17 protein-coding genes, 1 tRNA gene, 3 rRNA genes, 1 other RNA gene and 1 other annotated feature (2 of these 23 cut by a window edge) are annotated in these 20,000 nt (G+C 46.5%); of the genes, 6 read left to right on the top strand and 16 right to left on the bottom strand.

Annotated elements, in window-relative coordinates:
- From QRX25_RS00160 to tadA, 8 genes are all read right to left on the bottom strand, one after another.
- A 16S ribosomal RNA gene (locus QRX25_RS00160) occupies positions 1–1,406 on the bottom strand (it extends 144 nt beyond the left edge of the window).
- Positions 1,407–1,655: 249 nt separating this feature from the next.
- Positions 1,656–1,919 carry a pro-sigmaK processing inhibitor BofA family protein gene (locus QRX25_RS00155; protein WP_065980517.1) on the bottom strand — a complete coding sequence of 88 codons (264 nt, stop codon included), beginning with the start codon at positions 1,917–1,919 and terminating at the stop codon, positions 1,656–1,658.
- Positions 1,920–1,979: 60 nt separating this feature from the next.
- The gene (locus QRX25_RS00150; protein WP_212100038.1) at positions 1,980–2,204 is read right to left on the bottom strand and encodes a YaaL family protein; all 225 of its coding nucleotides are present in this window, start codon (positions 2,202–2,204) and stop codon (positions 1,980–1,982) included.
- A gap of 18 nt (positions 2,205–2,222) precedes the next feature.
- Positions 2,223–2,819, bottom strand: coding sequence for a recombination protein RecR (gene recR, locus QRX25_RS00145; protein WP_003150697.1), 597 nt, complete (start codon positions 2,817–2,819; stop codon positions 2,223–2,225).
- A 14-nt stretch (positions 2,820–2,833) separates the two neighbouring features.
- On the bottom strand, positions 2,834–3,157 hold the full coding sequence (locus tag QRX25_RS00140; protein ID WP_003150700.1) for a YbaB/EbfC family nucleoid-associated protein: 324 nt from the start codon (positions 3,155–3,157) through the stop codon (positions 2,834–2,836).
- Positions 3,158–3,181: 24 nt separating this feature from the next.
- Entirely contained in the window at positions 3,182–4,873 is a 1,692-nt protein-coding gene (dnaX, locus tag QRX25_RS00135) for a DNA polymerase III subunit gamma/tau (RefSeq protein WP_212100034.1), read from the bottom strand.
- Between the two features lie 133 nt (positions 4,874–5,006).
- Positions 5,007–5,271, bottom strand: an RNA gene (gene ffs / locus QRX25_RS00130) — signal recognition particle sRNA large type.
- Between the two features lie 84 nt (positions 5,272–5,355).
- Entirely contained in the window at positions 5,356–5,838 is a 483-nt protein-coding gene (tadA, locus tag QRX25_RS00125; protein ID WP_212100031.1) for a tRNA adenosine(34) deaminase TadA, read from the bottom strand.
- An 82-nt stretch (positions 5,839–5,920) separates the two neighbouring features.
- Between tadA and QRX25_RS00120 the strand changes: the two genes are divergently transcribed.
- The 4 genes from QRX25_RS00120 (at position 5,921) to dck (ending at position 9,197) form a co-directional block, all read left to right on the top strand.
- Entirely contained in the window at positions 5,921–6,472 is a 552-nt protein-coding gene (locus QRX25_RS00120; protein WP_076983217.1) for a cysteine hydrolase family protein, read from the top strand.
- Between the two features lie 65 nt (positions 6,473–6,537).
- The gene (locus tag QRX25_RS00115) at positions 6,538–7,827 is read left to right on the top strand and encodes a glycoside hydrolase family 18 protein (RefSeq protein WP_196769350.1); all 1,290 of its coding nucleotides are present in this window, start codon (positions 6,538–6,540) and stop codon (positions 7,825–7,827) included.
- Between the two features lie 96 nt (positions 7,828–7,923).
- Positions 7,924–8,547, top strand: a complete 624-nt coding sequence (locus QRX25_RS00110; protein ID WP_013350734.1) for a deoxynucleoside kinase — start codon at positions 7,924–7,926, stop codon at positions 8,545–8,547.
- Positions 8,544–9,197: a deoxyadenosine/deoxycytidine kinase gene (gene dck, locus QRX25_RS00105; RefSeq protein WP_065980513.1), complete on the top strand. Its 654-nt coding sequence runs from the start codon at positions 8,544–8,546 to the stop codon at positions 9,195–9,197. Before QRX25_RS00110 ends, dck begins: the two co-directional genes overlap by 4 nt.
- Positions 9,198–9,326: 129 nt before the next feature.
- On the opposite strand, the gene QRX25_RS00100 is transcribed toward dck, so the two are convergent.
- Positions 9,327–9,419 (bottom strand) — tRNA-Ser (locus QRX25_RS00100).
- A 217-nt stretch (positions 9,420–9,636) separates the two neighbouring features.
- Between QRX25_RS00100 and QRX25_RS00095 the strand changes: the two genes are divergently transcribed.
- Positions 9,637–10,782: a glycerate kinase gene (locus QRX25_RS00095; protein WP_212100028.1), complete on the top strand. Its 1,146-nt coding sequence runs from the start codon at positions 9,637–9,639 to the stop codon at positions 10,780–10,782.
- Positions 10,783–10,792: 10 nt separating this feature from the next.
- Here QRX25_RS00095 and serS read toward each other — a convergent pair whose 3' ends face one another.
- From serS to guaB, 5 genes are all read right to left on the bottom strand, one after another.
- On the bottom strand, positions 10,793–12,070 hold the full coding sequence (gene serS / locus QRX25_RS00090; protein ID WP_115998504.1) for a serine--tRNA ligase: 1,278 nt from the start codon (positions 12,068–12,070) through the stop codon (positions 10,793–10,795).
- A gap of 54 nt (positions 12,071–12,124) precedes the next feature.
- Positions 12,125–12,337 (bottom strand) — a binding site (T-box leader).
- Positions 12,338–12,389: 52 nt separating this feature from the next.
- Positions 12,390–12,980 carry a pyridoxal 5'-phosphate synthase glutaminase subunit PdxT gene (gene pdxT, locus QRX25_RS00085; protein ID WP_013350730.1) on the bottom strand — a complete coding sequence of 197 codons (591 nt, stop codon included), beginning with the start codon at positions 12,978–12,980 and terminating at the stop codon, positions 12,390–12,392.
- Between the two features lie 21 nt (positions 12,981–13,001).
- Positions 13,002–13,886, bottom strand: a complete 885-nt coding sequence (gene pdxS, locus QRX25_RS00080) for a pyridoxal 5'-phosphate synthase lyase subunit PdxS (RefSeq protein WP_065980510.1) — start codon at positions 13,884–13,886, stop codon at positions 13,002–13,004.
- Between the two features lie 196 nt (positions 13,887–14,082).
- Complete coding sequence (dacA, locus tag QRX25_RS00075; RefSeq protein WP_081301851.1) at positions 14,083–15,414, bottom strand: D-alanyl-D-alanine carboxypeptidase; 1,332 nt, start codon at positions 15,412–15,414, stop codon at positions 14,083–14,085.
- Between the two features lie 152 nt (positions 15,415–15,566).
- A complete protein-coding gene (guaB, locus tag QRX25_RS00070) occupies positions 15,567–17,033 on the bottom strand; it encodes an IMP dehydrogenase (protein WP_003150717.1) in 1,467 nt (488 codons plus the stop codon).
- A 120-nt stretch (positions 17,034–17,153) separates the two neighbouring features.
- Between guaB and QRX25_RS00065 the strand changes: the two genes are divergently transcribed.
- Complete coding sequence (locus tag QRX25_RS00065) at positions 17,154–18,104, top strand: YaaC family protein (RefSeq protein ID WP_212101607.1); 951 nt, start codon at positions 17,154–17,156, stop codon at positions 18,102–18,104.
- A 46-nt stretch (positions 18,105–18,150) separates the two neighbouring features.
- Here the strand turns inward: QRX25_RS00065 and rrf are convergent.
- Both rrf and QRX25_RS00055 read right to left on the bottom strand, forming a co-directional pair.
- Positions 18,151–18,266 (bottom strand): 5S ribosomal RNA (gene rrf / locus QRX25_RS00060).
- Between the two features lie 51 nt (positions 18,267–18,317).
- A 23S ribosomal RNA gene (locus QRX25_RS00055) occupies positions 18,318–20,000 on the bottom strand; it runs 1,247 nt beyond the window's last position.

The following is a 20,000-nucleotide window of genomic DNA, read 5'->3' as shown; positions in this document are numbered from 1 at the left end:
GTGTGTACAAGGCCCGGGAACGTATTCACCGCGGCATGCTGATCCGCGATTACTAGCGATTCCAGCTTCACGCAGTCGAGTTGCAGACTGCGATCCGAACTGAGAACAGATTTGTGGGATTGGCTTAACCTCGCGGTCTCGCTGCCCTTTGTTCTGCCCATTGTAGCACGTGTGTAGCCCAGGTCATAAGGGGCATGATGATTTGACGTCATCCCCACCTTCCTCCGGTTTGTCACCGGCAGTCACCTTAGAGTGCCCAACTGAATGCTGGCAACTAAGATCAAGGGTTGCGCTCGTTGCGGGACTTAACCCAACATCTCACGACACGAGCTGACGACAACCATGCACCACCTGTCACTCTGCCCCCGAAGGGGACGTCCTATCTCTAGGATTGTCAGAGGATGTCAAGACCTGGTAAGGTTCTTCGCGTTGCTTCGAATTAAACCACATGCTCCACCGCTTGTGCGGGCCCCCGTCAATTCCTTTGAGTTTCAGTCTTGCGACCGTACTCCCCAGGCGGAGTGCTTAATGCGTTAGCTGCAGCACTAAGGGGCGGAAACCCCCTAACACTTAGCACTCATCGTTTACGGCGTGGACTACCAGGGTATCTAATCCTGTTCGCTCCCCACGCTTTCGCTCCTCAGCGTCAGTTACAGACCAGAGAGTCGCCTTCGCCACTGGTGTTCCTCCACATCTCTACGCATTTCACCGCTACACGTGGAATTCCACTCTCCTCTTCTGCACTCAAGTTCCCCAGTTTCCAATGACCCTCCCCGGTTGAGCCGGGGGCTTTCACATCAGACTTAAGAAACCGCCTGCGAGCCCTTTACGCCCAATAATTCCGGACAACGCTTGCCACCTACGTATTACCGCGGCTGCTGGCACGTAGTTAGCCGTGGCTTTCTGGTTAGGTACCGTCAAGGTGCCGCCCTATTTGAACGGCACTTGTTCTTCCCTAACAACAGAGCTTTACGATCCGAAAACCTTCATCACTCACGCGGCGTTGCTCCGTCAGACTTTCGTCCATTGCGGAAGATTCCCTACTGCTGCCTCCCGTAGGAGTCTGGGCCGTGTCTCAGTCCCAGTGTGGCCGATCACCCTCTCAGGTCGGCTACGCATCGTCGCCTTGGTGAGCCGTTACCTCACCAACTAGCTAATGCGCCGCGGGTCCATCTGTAAGTGGTAGCCGAAGCCACCTTTTATGTCTGAACCATGCGGTTCAAACAAGCATCCGGTATTAGCCCCGGTTTCCCGGAGTTATCCCAGTCTTACAGGCAGGTTACCCACGTGTTACTCACCCGTCCGCCGCTAACATCAGGGAGCAAGCTCCCATCTGTCCGCTCGACTTGCATGTATTAGGCACGCCGCCAGCGTTCGTCCTGAGCCAGGATCAAACTCTCCGATAAAGTAGTTTGACTGACTACGCACATCGCTGTGCGATTTATTTAAAACTTTGAATTAACAGGTACGTTTTGTCTTGTTTAGTTTTCAAAGAACTTTGTCCGCCTCTCCCGAAGCGACTTAATTATTATATCATATCATTGTTATCATCGTCAATAACTTTTTTAAATTCTTTTTTTGAGAATCTGTTTCGTCATCAGCGACGTATATTAGAATACCACCCTTAATCCATCATGTCAACAATAATCGACAAATTAAATGATGAAGCGTTTAATGACGATTAAAGCAGCGATGCCTGGGATTCCTAAAATCCCGCTGACACCGGTTGTAACCAGATTAACAGGAATATGAATGCCGAGACTCCCGCCGAACAAATTCACACCAACCAGAAGAATCGCACCGGCAATAAACTTAATGGCAGTCAAACCAATCCATCTTAACGGCTTTGGAGATACTCCCCATAAAAAAAGCAAAGCAACCAGACCGACAATTAAACCGATAATAAAAAAAGGCTCCATGAATCTTCCCCCTCGCTTGTTTAGTACAAGCTTATGAGAAGATTCCGGAGAATAGACCTCTTACTTCCATCTGCTCATTTTTAAATTCCGCTGCTTCGCTTCTTTCAAATAAAAAAAGTACTTAGATTCAGCGACTTTCAGCTCAAACAGCACCTCAGCTGAGGGCTCAAGACTTTTATCGACCAGACTCTTCTGTCTGTTCCATTCTTCCTTTTGTTTAAAGAGCTGTTCAATCAGCTGTTCGTCAAACTCTTTTCTTAATGTATTTCTGCGAAGAAAACCCATGCCTCGCCATTTCCTCCCTTACAATTCACGTCTTCCTTCAAGCGCTTTTGAAAGAGTGACCTCATCAGCATATTCCAAATCGCCGCCGACGGGCAGGCCGTGGGCAATACGGGAGAGCTTGATGCCTGAGGGCTTTAACAGCCTCGATATATACATCGCTGTTGCTTCCCCTTCAATATTAGGGTTGGTTGCGAGAATAACTTCTGTCACTTGATCATCCTGAAGGCGCTTCAGCAGTTCCGGAATCTTAATATCCTCCGGTCCGATGCCGTCCATTGGAGAAATCGCGCCGTGAAGAACATGATACTGGCCGTTATATTCCTTCATTTTCTCCATTGCAATAACATCCTTAGGGTCCTGCACGACACAAATAACAGACTTATCTCTTCTTGTATCCTCACATATATAACAAGGGTCCTGATCTGTAATATGTCCGCAAATCGAGCAATATGTCAGATTCCGCTTCGCATTGACAAGCGCCTTAGCAAAATCCAATACTGTGTCTTCTTTCATACCTAGAACAAAAAAAGCCAGACGAACCGCTGTTTTCGGTCCGATCCCTGGCAATTTCATAAAGCTGTCAATCAGCTTTGATATTGGTTCAGGATACTGCATGTTTATTTATCCCCCTAGAATAAACCCGGTATGTTCATTCCTTTTGTAAATTGTCCCATTGTCTCATTCGTCATGTCATCCACTTTTTTGAGGGCGTCGTTTGTCGCAGCAAGAACCAGGTCCTGAAGCATTTCGATATCTTCCGGATCAACGACTTCTTCTTTAATCGCAACGTCTACAACTTCTTTTTGACCGTTAACCTTTACAGTCACCATTCCGCCGCCCGCTGTGCCTTCAAGCACTTTTTCAGCAAGCTCCTCCTGAGCCTTCGCCATATCCTTTTGCATTTTTTGCATCTGTTTCATCATTTTTTGCATGTTTCCCATTCCGCCACGCATATTCAATCACTCTCTTTCATCTCATTAGTCTTTTATTTCGATTAAATCCGCTCCGACAAGTTTTTTCGCCTCTGCAATAAGCGGATCTTCTTCAGCCGGTTCGTTTGATCCTTCACTTTCCTGCTGATGATCATTTAAAAATTCTTCTCTTATTTTACCCCATTGTGCTTCCGGAACGCCAATCAAATCCATTCTTTTCCCGAGCATTGATTCGAGAATCTGTTCAAGATTCGTACGGACTCCGTTATTGTCTTCGGCAACCATTTTACAATGGATTTCGTATTTAAATTTAAGTACAAATGCCTTCTGGGCGGCGGCCACCGGTTCACTGTCATTCAAAAGAGCCGCATGGGACACCTTATTCTGCTGCTTCAGGTGTGCCAGCAGCTTGCCCCAGCTGCTTTTAAGCTGTTCAAGGTCCGGTCTTGTGGCTTCCTTCAATATTTCATGGATTCTTCCGACCGGAGCTTTGTAATGGCTTTTTCCGCCTTTTTGAGGACGCGGGGCTTCTTTCGGAGCGCTTTCCGCCTGAACTTTCACACCGGAGGTTTTCAGCCTTTCCACTTCCTGCTCAAGCTGCTGGATCTTATTCATCAGCATGCCGACCTCAGGGATGTCTGCGCCGGATTGCTGCGCCGTCTGGCATATTTTCACGACAGCCACTTCAAAAAAGATTCTTGGGTGGTTCGTCCACTTCATTTCCTGATGGCTTTTATTCAGGATATCAATCATCTCATATAAAGCGGGGGCCGGTATTTCACCGCTCAGATTCAGGAACGTTTCATCGACCTTCACCTTCTCCAGGACTCCTTCTAAATCGGGAGCAGCCTGGTACAAGAGCATATCCCTGAAATAAAAGATCATATCTTCAATCAGTTTGGCCGCATCTTTCCCCTGCTGAAGCAATTCATTCAGTGTTTCCAACGCCTCGGAAACCTGTTTGCGGTGAAGAGCAGATGCCAGTTTTCCAATATAGTGCTGGGAAACGGCCCCGGTAATGAGCAATGCGTCATCCACCGACAGCTCATCGCCGCTGAATGATACGGCTTGATCGAGCAGGCTCAGCGCGTCCCTCATTCCCCCGTCCGCAGCACTCGCTATGATATCAAGGGCGCCTTCTTCCACCTTCAGCTGCTCTGCATCGACGATTATCTTCATTCGTCCGACAATTGCTTGGGATGTAATCCGTTTGAAGTCAAAACGCTGACATCTGGAGATAATGGTTAAAGGAATCTTGTGAGGCTCAGTCGTAGCTAATATGAAAATGCAATGTGCCGGCGGTTCTTCCAGCGTTTTCAGAAGCGCGTTGAATGCGCCGATAGAGAGCATATGCACCTCATCTATAATATATACCTTGTAAGTGACGGCCGACGGGGCGAATTTTACTTTGTCGCGGATGTCGCGGATTTCGTCTACGCCGTTATTCGACGCCGCATCTATTTCGATCACATCTGATATAGAGCCGTTTGTGATCCCCTTGCACGCCGCGCATTCATTGCACGGTTCTTCTACAGGGGCGTGCTCACAGTTGACTGCTTTCGCAAATATTTTAGCTGCACTGGTTTTTCCCGTTCCTCGTGGTCCAGAAAACAGATATGCATGAGAAAATTTCTTTTGCAAAAGGGCATTTTGCAGCGTTTTCGTAATGTGTTCCTGTCCGACCACATCTTCAAACTGCTGAGGCCTAAATACTCGATATAAAGCTTGGTAACCCACAGGATGCGCCCTCCTCTGTTATTCATCATGTTTATTATACATGAACGGGCTTTTAACGCCAAAACCCGTTTTTCATATACGAAAAAACTCACCTGCCATAAACAGGTGAGTCTGAAATTTGATGATTGATTTACCGTGCACCTTCTGTCGATTCGCTACCCTAAGCGTTACTTAAGCAGTTAGCTCAGCCCAGGCAACCCTGCGGCACATGAGAGGTTTCACTTAATGCTGCTTCCTTCCGGACCTGACATGGTTCATGAATTCCCATTGCGCAGGACCCAGACGTCAACGCCACTTACTTAAGGCAGGCCTTACAGTAAACGAACCTCGAGAAGGGATTCGGCCCCGCTAGAGCGGATTGCGGGTACAGGGCACCGCTACCTCCCCGCTTAGCACGGCAAAATAAATATCAAATTTTTATATGCGCACCATTTATGATGCACACATAAGTATATCTGCTTCAGGCAGAAAATGCAACCGTACTACTCAGACAACTTTTTCCTCTTGTCTTTCTTTTGCCGGCGCAGCTTTCTGAAAAAAGCGCTGAGCATTTCTCCGCACTCTTCTTCGAGCACTCCGCTCACCACTTCCGCTTGGTGGTTGAACCGTTCTTCCTGCAAAAGGTTCATCAGCGTTCCTGTACAGCCTCCCTTGGGATCAAATGCGCCGAACACGACCTTATCGACTCTGGAAAGCACGACGGCTCCCGCACACATCGGGCACGGCTCTAAAGTGACATAAAGAACGGCGCCCTCAAGTCTCCATGTTCCCAGCTTGCGGCACGCTTCGTCTATCGCCAGCATTTCCGCGTGGGCAAGTGAGCGCTGTTCCGTCTCCCGCAGATTATGTGCCCGCGCCACAATCTCATCGTGCAGAACAAGGACGGCTCCGATCGGCACTTCCCCTTTCGCTTCTGCTTTCTTCGCTTCTTTTATGGCTTCTCTCATATAATATTCATCATTCATCGGTTCAAGCTCTCTTCTTAAGTTTTTTCATGTCTCATAAAGGTTAAAATAAGAATACCTCAGCAGAAAGGAGTTGCCGGTATTGACTGAACCTAACAACACAGCCCTTCTGATTGTCGATATGATCAATAATTTTCAATTTGATATGGGCGAACGTCTTGCTGAAAAAACCAAACAAATTGTCCCCCGTATTTTATCATTAAAGAAGCATGCAAAACAAAACAACTGGCCGATTATTTATATTAATGACCATTACGGGCTTTGGAAGGCTGATATTGATGCCATCAAGGAGGAATGCAGCAATGACATAAGCGCTGACATTATAGAAGATATTTCGCCTCAGCCGGATGATTATTTTCTGATTAAACCGAAGCATTCCGCATTTTACGAAACGGCGCTTCACACCCTTCTGACCGAATTAAAAGTGAACCGATTAATGATCACGGGGATTGCCGGGAATATTTGTGTGCTGTTCACGGCTAACGACGCTTATATGCGGGAATACAGCATTGCCATCCCGAAAGACTGCACCGCTTCCAATAGCGACGAAGACAATGATTTCGCTTTGACAATGATGGAGAATGTACTCTTCGCAGAAATAACTACCGAAAAACAAATTACCTCCGAAAAATAAACATGATCAGCCTCCTTTTTTCATACATTTGATAGCGGATATGAAAGGAGGCGTTTTTCATTCAGATTTATGTAGTGAAACGGGGCGACACACTTTCTGCTATTGCGGCGCGCTACCGGATTGCCGCAAATGTCATTGCGGAAGCAAATAAACTGCCTGATCCCAATACATTGGTTGTCGGACAAACCCTTGTCATTCCGATCGAGGGACAATATTACGAGGTGAGACAAGGCGATACTCTTGCGGCAATCGCCGGCCGTTTTCATATATCGGCCGCGGAGCTTGCGAGGGTGAACGGAATTCAGCTCAGCACCACATTGCAAGTCGGAACCCGCCTGCACATTCCGCGGCAGACGAATAAGCCCGATATCGAATCAAATGCATATATAGAACCGCGGGGAACGAGCGTAAGCCCTAATCTGCAGCAGGCAGCAAGAGAGGCCTCACCTTATTTAACATACCTCGGCACATTCAGTTTTCAAGTGCAGCGGAACGGGACTTTAAAAGAACCGCCCCTGACCAATTTAAAAAGCATCAGCGACAGGCACAACACCGCATTAATGATGATCATCACCAACCTTGAAAATGACGCATTCAGCGATGAACTCGGGCGGCTCATCTTGAATGATAATACAGTGAAAACAAAGCTCTTTCAGGAAATCGTCTCCACGGCCAAAAAGCACGGCTTCCGTGATATTCATTTTGATTTCGAATATTTGCGTCCTCAGGACAGAGAAGCCTACAATCGTTTTTTACGTGAAGCGAGAACGATTTTTCATCGGGAAGGCTGGAAGATTTCAACGGCGCTTGCTCCGAAAACGAGTGCGACCCAGGCCGGCAAATGGTATGAAGCACATGACTATAGGGCACATGGAGAAATCGTCGATTTTGTCGTAATCATGACATATGAGTGGGGGTACAGCGGAGGCCCGGCTCAGGCCGTATCACCAATCGGCCCTGTAAGGAATGTCATTGAGTACGCGCTGACAGAAATGCCTTCTTCCAAAATCGTCATGGGACAGAACATGTACGGCTACGATTGGACACTGCCTTTTAAACAGGGAACGACAGCGAAAGCCGTCAGTCCTCAGCAGGCGATCGCTCTGGCCGCGCGCTATAAAGTCGACATTCAATATAACGAAACCGCCCAGGCTCCCTTCTTTCGATACACGGCTGAAAATCAGAAGCAGCATGAAGTATGGTTTGAAGACGCCCGCTCCATTCAGGCGAAATTCAATTTAATTAAAGAACTTCATTTAAGAGGAATCAGCTATTGGAAACTCGGCCTCTCCTTCCCGCAAAACTGGCTTTTGCTCGGAGATCAATTCCATATTGTGAAAGAGACGTTTCGTTAATCGGAAGCGTCTTTTTTTCATGGGCGTTTCTGAGAGTGTGATACAATATAAAGGCCGGCAGCTGACGGATGTTTGCAGAATTAAGGAGGATTTTCAATGAACAGAGCCCCTTTTATCGCGGTAGAAGGTCCTATCGGGGCAGGAAAAACGACACTCGCTTCTATGCTTTCTGAAGAGCTCGGTTTTCCTATGATTAATGAGATTGTAGAAGACAACCCGTATCTCGATAAGTTCTATGATAATATCGAGGAGTGGAGTTTTCAGCTTGAAATGTTTTTTCTCTGTCACAGGTATAAACAGCTTGAAGACACTGATCGGGATTATTTAAAACAAGGACAGCCCGTTTTGTCCGATTATCATATTTATAAAAATGTTATTTTCGCAGAACGTACATTGCACGGACAAAAGCTTGAGAAATATAAGCAGATTTATCATCTGCTCACTCACGACTTACCGAAGCCGAATGTCATTGTATACATAAAGGCAAGCCTGCCGACATTGCTTCAACGCATCGAAAAACGCGGGCGCCCGTTTGAGAAAAATATCGAACATCAATATCTGGAACGTCTCATTGCAGATTACGATACAGCCATCAGACAGCTTCAGGAAGAAGATCCGGATATATCTGTACTGACTATTGATGGTGATACTGAAGACTTTGTTTTGAATAAGACAGACTATGAAAGAATTGCCCGTCAGGTAAAGGAGCTTATTAAATGAAAGATATTCACATTCCAAACAACGCCATTATAACAGTAGCGGGAACAGTAGGAGTCGGAAAATCGACTTTAACCAAAGCTTTAGCAAAACGCCTCGGGTTTAATACCTCACTTGAAGAAGTGGATGAAAACCCTTATTTAGAGAAGTTCTATCATGACTTTGAACGCTGGAGCTTTCATTTGCAAATTTATTTTCTGGCTGAGCGGTTCAAGGAGCAGAAAAACATGTTTGAATCAGGCGGAGGATTCGTGCAGGACCGTTCGATTTATGAAGATACAGGCATATTCGCAAAAATGCATGCCGATAAAGGAACCATGTCGCTGACAGATTACAAAACATACACAAGCCTTTTTGAGGCGATGGTCATGACGCCATACTTCCCGCATCCTGATGTTTTGATCTATTTAGAAGGCGATCTTGAAAACATTATAGAGCGGATTGAAAAGCGGGGCCGTGAGATGGAGCTGCAGACCAACCGTTCCTATTGGGAAGAGATGTATACGCGGTACGAGGACTGGATCAGCGGTTTTAACGCCTGCCCTGTGCTGAAAGTACGCATTGAAGATTATGACCTTGAAGCTGATGAACAGTCACTGGAACCTTTAATCGAAAAAATCAGTCACGTGATCAATGAAAACAGAACTAAATAAAAATAATAAAGCGATTTTCCCCAAAAAGAGAAAATCGCTTTTTTGCATATAAAAAATCCGCTGCATCACATGCAGCGGACAAAACAATCTCCAATATATGCTCGAGTTTCATTAGGTTTAAAATCAATATGGCGGAGGAAGAGGGATTCGAACCCCCGCGGGCTTTGACACCCCTGTCGGTTTTCAAGACCGATCCCTTCAGCCGGACTTGGGTATTCCTCCGTATCGACATTTAATAATATACCACATGACCTGAATTTCAGTCAAGCGCTTTTTCATATTTTTTATTTCTTTTCTTAAACGGCTTTTCCGTCAGCTTTACTATCATACAAAAGTCTTGTCTACAAATCAACCTCAGTATGTCATACGGGCAGGAAAAACAGTGAAAACCAAGAATAGATTGAAATAGATAAACCTGCTCATAAAGGTGGAGAACACAATGAAAGTCATAATTGCACCGGATTCTTTTAAAGAAAGCATGACATCAAAAGAAGCCGCCGACAGCATCGAAAAAGGATTCAAAGCGGTCTTCCCTGACGCGGAATATATCAAGATACCCGTGGCTGACGGCGGAGAAGGAACCGTTCAGGCTTTGACGGATGCCACCGGCGGAAGCATTATCAAAAAAACTGTGACCGGCCCGCTGGGAACACCGGTAAATGCCGTATACGGACTTCTGGGAGACGGGCGCACAGCAGTCATTGAAATGGCGGAAGCTTCGGGACTCCATCTCGTTCCCCGTCATCTCAGAGATCCGTTGAACACGACCACAAGAGGAACGGGTGAACTGATAGCTGATGCAGCTTCCCGCGGGGCGAGTGAGATCATAATCGGTCTTGGGGGAAGCGCCACCAATGACGCCGGGACAGGAATGGCGAGTGCGCTCGGTGTGCGTTTCTTAAATGAGGAAGGTCAGGAGCTACCTGACGGCGGAGGCTTTCTGCACACCCTGGCTTCTATTGATATAAGCGGTCTCTCCCCTGATCTGAAACACATTCGTATTCGTGCCGCCTGCGATGTCGAAAATCCCCTGACCGGCGAAAATGGGGCGTCATATGTCTTTGGCCCGCAAAAAGGGGCGTCCGAGGAGACAAAAATGGTATTGGATCGTAATTTGCGCCATTTCGCTGATGTATTGAGACGGCAATACGATATTGAAGCGGATTCTGTAAAAGGTGCGGGTGCCGCAGGAGGTTTAGGGGCAGGACTGATTGCCTTCTTACAAGCAGAACTTCAAAGAGGCATCGACATTGTATTAGATACACTGTCCTTTTCAGATCAGATAAAAGGCGCTGACCTTGTAATCACCGGAGAGGGACAGATTGACGGACAAACGATATTCGGCAAAACCCCCGCGGGTATTGCCGCACGCGCATCCGCTCAAGAAATTCCCGTTATCGCATTGGCGGGTTCCTTAGGAAAAGACTTTGAACATGTATACAACAGAGGAATCGCAGCTGTGTTTTCTATCGTGCCGGGCGCTGTAAGCCTTGAAGACGCCTTAGTATCCGGCCGTTTCAATCTGGAAAGCACTGCCCGGAACGCCGCCGCTTTATATCAAACAGCAAAAAAGGCGCGCCTCTAGGGCGCACCTTTTACGGTTTGATGACTTCTTTATTTCCCATATAAGGACGCAGCACTTTCGGAATAATGACGCTTCCGTCCTCTTGCTGATAGTTTTCTAAGATGGCAGCTACTGTTCTGCCGACTGCCAGGCCTGAACCGTTTAACGTATGCACATGCTCAGGCTTGCCTTTCGCTTCGCGTCTGAATCGAATGTTCGCTCGTCTTGCCTGGAAGGCTTCAAAGTTGCTGCAAGAAGAAATTTCACGGTATGTGTCTTGGCTTGGAATCCATACCTCAATATCGTACTTTTTCGCAGCTGTAAAGCCCAGGTCACCGGTACACATGCTCATGACACGATACGGGAGCTCGAGCAGCTGAAGCACCCGCTCAGCTTGATTTGTCAATTTTTCAAGCTCCTCATAAGAATCTTCCGGCTTCACGAATTTCACAAGCTCAACCTTGTTGAATTGATGCTGGCGGATCAAACCGCGTGTATCACGGCCGGCAGATCCCGCTTCTGAACGGAAACAAGCGCTGAACGCCGCATAATTGATCGGCAATGCATCACCGGATAAGATTTCATCGCGGTGCATATTTGTAATCGGCACTTCCGCCGTCGGAATTAAGAAATAATCCTCTTCCCTGATTTTAAAAGCATCCTCTTCAAATTTAGGAAGCTGCCCCGTACCTGTCATGCTCGTACGGTTTACCATATAAGGAGGAATGACTTCCGTGTAATGATATTCATCAACGTGAAGATCAAGCATAAAGTTGTAGAGTGCACGTTCGAGACGGGCCCCTAATCCTTTATAAAACACAAACCGGCTTCCTGTTACTTTTGAAGCGCGTTCAAAATCAAGAATGTTTAGGTGGTCAGCGATATCCCAATGCGGTTTCGGCTCATAAGGAAATGCCGGCGCCTCTCCCCACTTGCGAATTTCAATATTATCATCTTCCGTTTCCCCGACAGGCACTGAATCGTGCGGGATGTTCGGAATAGACAGAAGGATGGTTTCGAGTGTCGTTTCAACCGTGCGAAGCTCTTCATCAAGCTTCTTAATTTCTTCGCCTACTTCACGCATCTCTTTAATAATATGATCAGCGTCTTTTTTCTCCCGCTTCAAAACGGCGACCTGCTGAGAGACTTCATTCCGTTTTCCCTTCAGCTCTTCTACTTTACCGATAAGCTCTCTTCTTTTTTCATCAAGCTCTTCAAACTTATCAAAGTCAGATAAGTCTTCGCCTTTTGGAATGAGCTTCGCTTTTACTTCTTGAAAATTGGCTCTCAGCACCTTCGTGTCAATCATGCCTAACAACTCCTATCTGTTTTTATCGAAAATAAAAAAGAGCCCTCATCCCCTAAAAGGGACGAGAGCTCTCGCGTTGCCACCCTGATTGAAAACAAGCTCACACTTGCTTCCCGCTTTAACACATAACGGTTTTCCCGTAAATGCCTACTTGTTTTCAGCATTTCGCTCAAGGACGGATTCGGAGAGCATCTTTCACCGATTCGCACCACCCATCGGCTCTCTTTGAAAGAGGGGCTTCCTACTGCTTCCTGTCAACGCTTTTCGATCTTTATTTGTGTTTATAATGTACTATAAGTATCAGCGGTTTTCAACTGTTTTATACAGCTGTTTCCTGCTTATGCTTTTCCGCCATTTTCACAAACAGCTCTGTCACTCGGTGATCATCCGTCAATTCAGGATGGAACGAGCAGCCGAGAAAATGGCCTTGTTTAGCAGCCACGATGCGTCCGTTATGTTCACAAAGCACTTCAACATCTTCTCCGGCTTCTAAAATATGCGGCGCGCGAATAAATACACCCGTAAACGGCTCATCAAGGCCTTTAATCGTCAGATCAGCCTCAAAGCTGTCGACCTGACGGCCAAAGGAATTACGCTCGACAACAACGTTTAACAGCCCTAAATGAGCATTATCCGTTCCCGCAATCTCTTTGGCTAAGATAATCAGACCGGCGCATGTGCCGAACATCGGTTTTCCCTGGGCGGCAAACTCGCGAAGCGGCTCCATAAAATGATACGTATCCATTAAACGCCGCATAGTCGTGCTTTCCCCGCCCGGCAGGATTAAGCCGTCGATGTCATTCAGCTGTTCAGGACGCTTAATGACGACACCTTTTGAACCACATGCTTCAATTGAACGAATATGTTCTCTTACTGCTCCTTGAAGTCCAAGTACACCAATTGTTAACATGCTTCCAGCTCTCCTATGGTTTTACCAGCCGCGTTCTTGCATACGCTGTTCCGGTAATAGATTTGAGATTTCGATTCCTTTCATTGCTGTGCCCAATTCTTTAGAAAGCTCAGCAATCAGTTTGTAATCTGTGTAGTGAGTCGTTGCTTCAACAATTGCTTTAGCGAATTTAGCAGGATTGTCCGATTTGAAAATACCTGAACCGACAAATACGCCGTCAGCGCCAAGCTGCATCATCAATGCCGCATCAGCAGGCGTCGCCACTCCGCCGGCAGCAAAGTTGACAACAGGCAATTTGCCGTCACGCTTAATTTGAAGAAGCAGTTCATAAGGAGCACCGAGGTTTTTAGCTTCAGTCATCAGCTCATCATTGCTCATCGCTGCAACTTTGCGCACTTGCGCGTTTACTTTTCTCATATGGCGGACAGCTTCCACAATGTTTCCTGTTCCCGGTTCGCCTTTTGTACGAAGCATGGACGCCCCTTCAGCGATACGGCGTGTTGCTTCGCCAAGATCACGGCATCCGCATACGAACGGAACAGTATATTCATTTTTATTTAAATGAAATTCTTCGTCAGCAGGAGTCAGGACTTCACTTTCATCGATATAATCTACTCCCATTGCTTCAAGGACACGCGCTTCAACGATATGTCCGATACGCGCTTTTGCCATTACGGGAATGGATACAGCATTCATTACTTCTTCAACGATCGTCGGGTCAGCCATGCGGGCAACACCGCCGGCAGCACGAATATCAGCCGGAACTCGTTCTAATGCCATTACGGCAACAGCTCCCGCCTCTTCGGCAATCTTCGCTTGTTCAGCATTTACAACGTCCATGATGACGCCGCCTTTTTGCATTTCTGCCATTCCGCGTTTTACACGGTCAGTACCTGTTTGAGCCATTATTTGGTCCCCCTAGTCAATGTGTAGTTAGAAATTTCTATCTCTTATTGTATCCCAGAAATACAATATTTCATATGGATATTCTCATTTTACAGCGAGATGAAAGAGATAGATATCATTTTTTTACTAACAATTTGGTTTTTTCAGTATATTAAGCAAAAGAGCCCTAACTTTCATCAGAGCTCTTTCTTATTTCTTAAAACCAGCCTGTTACCGTATCAACGGCACTGTTCCAGATTCCGGAGAAGAAGCCGCCGATGCCGCGCATCATCTGAACAAACCAGTTTGCTTTATCTACATCATTTTTCGTTACAAGATTCACGCTGAACTCTTTGGATTTGAGGAAGCCGTAGTCTTTGTCGCTGCCTTTGTATGTAACTGTCAGCGTTCCGACTTTCGTCCCTTTTTTCACAGGAGCCGTGATTTCTTTTTTATCTAAAGTCACTTCAGCTTTATAGTTCTTTTCATCCCCGCTTTTCACAGGAATAGAAAGCGCCTTATCAGTAACAATATCGACTTGCTTGTCTTTCCCTTTGTCAACGTCAATCGTTTTGTGCCCTTTTACTTGAGAGCCTTCAGGGTAAAGATCTTTCATTGAGAAATTGCTGTTAAATGCGTAATCGAGCATTTTTTTCGTTTCATCAAAACGTCCGGTATGCAGGTTGCCTTTTGCGTTTAATACAACGGTGATGACCCGCATCCCGTTCCGCTGTGCGGTGCTTGTAAAACAAGATCCCGCAGAATCAGTAGAACCTGTTTTTAAGCCGTCAACGCCGGGATATTCAGAAACAAGACCTTTTAACATGAAGTTCCAGTTCGGCATGTCCATTTCATCATCAGTGCCCGCTCTGAATTTCGTCTTAGCGATGCTAGTTGTTTTCAGAACTTCCGGATAATCAGTGATCAGGCGGTCTGCAAGAAGCGCCATATCTTTAGCAGAAACTTCACTCTCTTCTTTAACGCCTTCTCCTTGCGGCTGTTTGCCGTGAAGGTCTTCATTCACAAGACCGGTGGAATTTTTAAAGTCATAGTTTGTCATGCCTAGTTCTTTGGCTTTCGCATTCATTTCAGCGACAAATTTTGTTTCAGTTCCGGCAAGAATTTCGGCAACAGCGATCGCAGCTCCGTTAGCAGAGTAAATCGCCATAGCTTGGTACAGTTCTTTGACTGTGTATTTGCCGTCTTTCCGGAGAGGGACGTTTGATAAACTGTTGTCTTGAGAGATTTCATAGACATAATCATCAGGAGTATACGTTTGATCCCATTTCACTTTTCCTTCTTTAATGGCTTCCAGAAGCAGATATTCAGTCATCATTTTTGTCATGCTGGCAATCGGCAATCTTTTGTCTGCATTTTTACTGTATAAAATTTTCCCCGATGAAGCCTCAATCATTATCGCAGCTGATGCATTGACATCAATCGGGTCATTGCCGGCTGCTTCCGCTTTAGACATCGGAACAAAGCAAGTTGCGGTCAGTGCCAGTACCACTAATGACACCAACATCTGTTTCCATTTCGTGATGTTCAATCTTACGACCTCCGTCATTCATTTTAAATCTATAATTAAGCCGTTAAGGACATATTCAAATTCAAAACACAACATTATAAATTTTATCACACTCGATATAAAAAAAATAGACAGAGTCAGCGACCCTGTCAAATGTTTTTAATTTGTAACAATTATGAGATTGTGTAGTTTGGTGATTCCTTCGTGATTTGGACATCATGCGGATGGCTTTCGCGAAGACCGGCTCCTGTCATACGGATGAATTGAGCTTCTTCTCTTAAAGCACGCAAGTCTTTTGAACCGCAATATCCCATACCTGAACGAAGACCGCCGACAAGCTGATACACTGTTTCTTCTACAGGACCTTTGTACGGAGTCCGTCCTTCGATACCTTCAGGGACGAATTTCTTATTTTCTTCTTGGAAATATCGGTCTTTACTGCCTTTTTCCATGGCAGCGACAGAACCCATACCGCGATATACTTTAAATCTTCTGCCTTGATAGATTTCAGTTTCGCCCGGGCTTTCTGAAGTACCGGCAAGCAGGCTTCCAAGCATGACGGCATGTCCGCCGGATGCCAATGCTTTCGTAATATCTCCGGAGAATTTAATACCGCCGTCCGCGATAATTGTTGCGCCGTGTTTTCTCGCTTCAGTGGCACAATCATAAATCGCAGTGATTTGCGGTACACCTACACCTGCAACGACGCGTGTCGTACAGATAGATCCAGGTCCGATTCCCACTTTTACAATGTTTGCTCCGGCTTCAATCAGAGCTTTTGTCGCTTCAGCCGTAGCAACATTTCCTGCGATAATGTTCAATTCAGGATATGTCTCACGGATTTTCGCAACTGTGTTCAGTACGCCTCTGGAATGTCCGTGAGCCGTATCAACCACGATAACGTCGACATTCGCTTCAACAAGCTTGCTGACACGAGTCATTGTATCACCTGTCACGCCGACCGCAGCGCCGACGATCAGGCGTCCGTGTTCATCTTTAGATGAATTCGGGAATTCGATAACCTTTTCAATATCTTTGATCGTGATAAGACCTTTTAATTTGTTTTGGTCATCCACTAATGGAAGTTTTTCAATTTTATGCTTCTGCAAGATTTTTTCTGCTTCGTCTAATGTGGTTCCCACAGGAGCTGTAACCAGCTCTTCTTTTGTCATAACATCACTGATTTTCATTGAATAATCAGAGATAAAGCGAAGATCGCGGTTTGTAATGATACCGACCAGCTTTTGATCGTCTTTATTATCTACGATCGGAACACCGGAAATTCTGTATTTCCCCATCAAATGCTCCGCATCGAATACTTGATGATCAGGTGTTAAAAAGAAGGGATTTGTAATAACGCCCCGTTCAGAACGTTTGACTTTGTCAACATGTTCAGCCTGCTGTTCGATGGACATGTTTTTATGAATAATGCCCAAGCCGCCCTGTCTGGCCATCGCAATCGCCATTGCTGATTCTGTTACTGTATCCATTCCTGCACTGATGACAGGAATATTAAGCTTTAACGTTTTTGTCAGTTCAACAGACAAATCCACATCACGCGGAAGTACGTCTGATTGAGCCGGTACGAGCAGTACATCATCGAACGTTAAGCCTTCTTTTGAAAATTTACTTTCCCACATTAGTAAATCCCCCTCTTTTCGGCAAAATATTATATGTAGATTATCAACTAGAAAACGGCATGTCAAGGAAGCGTAAAAGAGTTGAAATATTTAGATAAAGGAAAGGGTTTAAAAATACATATGAGAGACCTTGAGTGGAAAGAGTTATCATTATTTTATTCTGTAGAATCTTCCCAGAAATTTCTAAATAAAGTCTATACAGAAAGAGGAATGGAAGAACCAAAACGGTATGCGTTTAAAAACAGCGAGCGCTTCATATTCTTTATCAAACACGCCGAGTCCTTTTATAAGCAGGCATCCCTTTCTCCTTTAGAAATTAAGCCTATTCTGTTGTTTTACGGGATGTCACAATTGCTGAAAGCCTGTCTTCTGACCACGGATCCAAGCTATCCAAGCCACGCTTCAGTACTCGCACATGGCGTGACTGCCCGAAAACGCAAAAAGCAAAATTACTCTTTTAGGGATGATGAAGTGAAGGTGCAGCGCAATGGTTTATGTATTCATGTGATGAAGCACTTATTCGGAATAGCCGGTCTTGAGGAAGAACGGTATACAATGAAAAAATTGCTGACAGCCATTCCTGAATTGCACACTGTATTCCATTTCCAAGAGAAAAAGAATTGGCTGACCAAAGTAGAGCTGAAAGATAATCTTATTTCAGTGCCTGAACATGCGGTGATTCATTACAATATGTCTGACACCCGCTTTGCAGAATACATCAGTCATCACTTGAATTGGTCTTTTGTCAGGAAAGACCATAAGAATTTGGTTTTTGAGGCCGCCCCGATAGACAGGGAACCTTGGTCTTCACCAAATTTATTGTTTCACTTAGAGAAGAATCAATATTATATACCCTCTCAGCGTGATCACTTCCTGCATCTTCCGGAAATGATTATTCATTATTTGGTCCTGTACAATGTCGGGATGATTGCGAGATATGAAACGGAGTGGTGGTATGAACTGCTGACACAGCATGTCAGCGATGATTATGTAATGATCCGGCGGTTTTTAGAGGCCACGGAACGCAAATTTCCTTATTACGTTTCTAATTTTCTGAAGCAATACTTATAAACACAAAAAAGGCAGCTCATGATGAGCTGCCTTTACCGTTAAGATAGCTTGGCGGCGTCCTACTCTCACAGGGGGAAACCCCCGACTACCATCGGCGCTGAAGAGCTTAACTTCCGTGTTCGGCATGGGAACGGGTGTGACCTCTTCGCTATCGCCACCAAACCATTGAGAGTGTTCTCTCAAAACTAGATAACAGGAAGCATACATTCAAAATTGGTTAAGTCCTCGATCGATTAGTATCTGTCAGCTCCATGTGTCGCCACACTTCCACCTCAGACCTATCAACCTGATCATCTTTCAGGGATCTTACTTCCTTGCGGAATGGGAAATCTCATCTTGAGGGGGGCTTCATGCTTAGATGCTTTCAGCACTTATCCCGTCCGCACATAGCTACCCAGCGATGCCCTTGGCAGAACAACTGGTACACCAGCGGTGCGTCCATCCCGGTCCTCTCGTACTAAGGACAGCTCCTCTCAAATTTCCTGCGCCCGCGACGGATAGGGACCGAACTGTCTCACGACGTTCTGAACCCAGCTCGCGTACCGCTTTAATGGGCGAACAGCCCAACCCTTGGGACCGACTACAGCCCCAGGATGCGATGAGCCGACATCGAGGTGCCAAACCTCCCCGTCGATGTGGACTCTTGGGGGAGATAAGCCTGTTATCCCCGGGGTAGCTTTTATCCGTTGAGCGATGGCCCTTCCATGCGGAACCACCGGATCACTAAGCCCGACTTTCGTCCCTGCTCGACTTGTAGGTCTCGCAGTCAAGCTCCCTTGTGCCTTTACACTCTGCGAATGATTTCCAACCATTCTGAGGGAACCTTTGGGCGCCTCCGTTACCTTTTAGGAGGCGACCGCCCCAGTCAAACTGCCCACCTGACACTGTCTCCCCGCCCGATAAGGGCGGCGGGTTAGAAGGTCAATACAGCCAGGGTAGTATCCCACCGATGCCTCCACCGAAGCTGGCGCTCCGGTTTCCAAGGCTCCTACCTATCCTGTACAAGCTGTACCAACATTCAATATCAGGCTGCAGTAAAGCTCCACGGGGTCTTTCCGTCCTGTCGCGGGTAACCTGCATCTTCACAGGTACTATAATTTCACCGAGTCTCTCGTTGAGACAGTGCCCAGATCGTTGCGCCTTTCGTGCGGGTCGGAACTTACCCGACAAGGAATTTCGCTACCTTAGGACCGTTATAGTTACGGCCGCCGTTTACTGGGGCTTCAATTCGCACCTTCGCTTACGCTAAGCGCTCCTCTTAACCTTCCAGCACCGGGCAGGCGTCAGCCCCTATACTTCGCCTTACGGCTTCGCAGAGACCTGTGTTTTTGCTAAACAGTCGCCTGGGCCTATTCACTGCGGCTCTCTCGGGCTTGCACCCTAACAGAGCACCCCTTCTCCCGAAGTTACGGGGTCATTTTGCCGAGTTCCTTAACGAGAGTTCTCTCGATCACCTTAGGATTCTCTCCTCGCCTACCTGTGTCGGTTTGCGGTACGGGCACCTCTCACCTCGCTAGAGGCTTTTCTTGGCAGTGTGGAATCAGGAACTTCGCTACTATAATTCGCTCGCCATCACAGCTCAGCCTTCACGGGAAACGGATTTGCCTATTTCCCAGCCTAACTGCTTGGACGCGGATATCCAATACCGCGCTTACCCTATCCTCCTGCGTCCCCCCATTGCTCAAATGGTGAGGAGGTGGTACAGGAATATCAACCTGTTATCCATCGCCTACGCCTTTCGGCCTCGGCTTAGGTCCCGACTAACCCTGAGCGGACGAGCCTTCCTCAGGAAACCTTAGGCATTCGGTGGAGGGGATTCTCACCCCTCTTTCGCTACTCATACCGGCATTCTCACTTCTAAGCGCTCCACAAGTCCTTCCGGTCTTGCTTCACAGC

The organism is Bacillus sp. L381, from assembly GCF_030284525.1.
GTDB lineage: Bacteria > Bacillota > Bacilli > Bacillales > Bacillaceae > Bacillus > Bacillus amyloliquefaciens.
The sequence above is the reverse complement of the archived record's forward strand: the minus strand, read 5'-3'. Positions and strand labels throughout refer to the sequence as shown.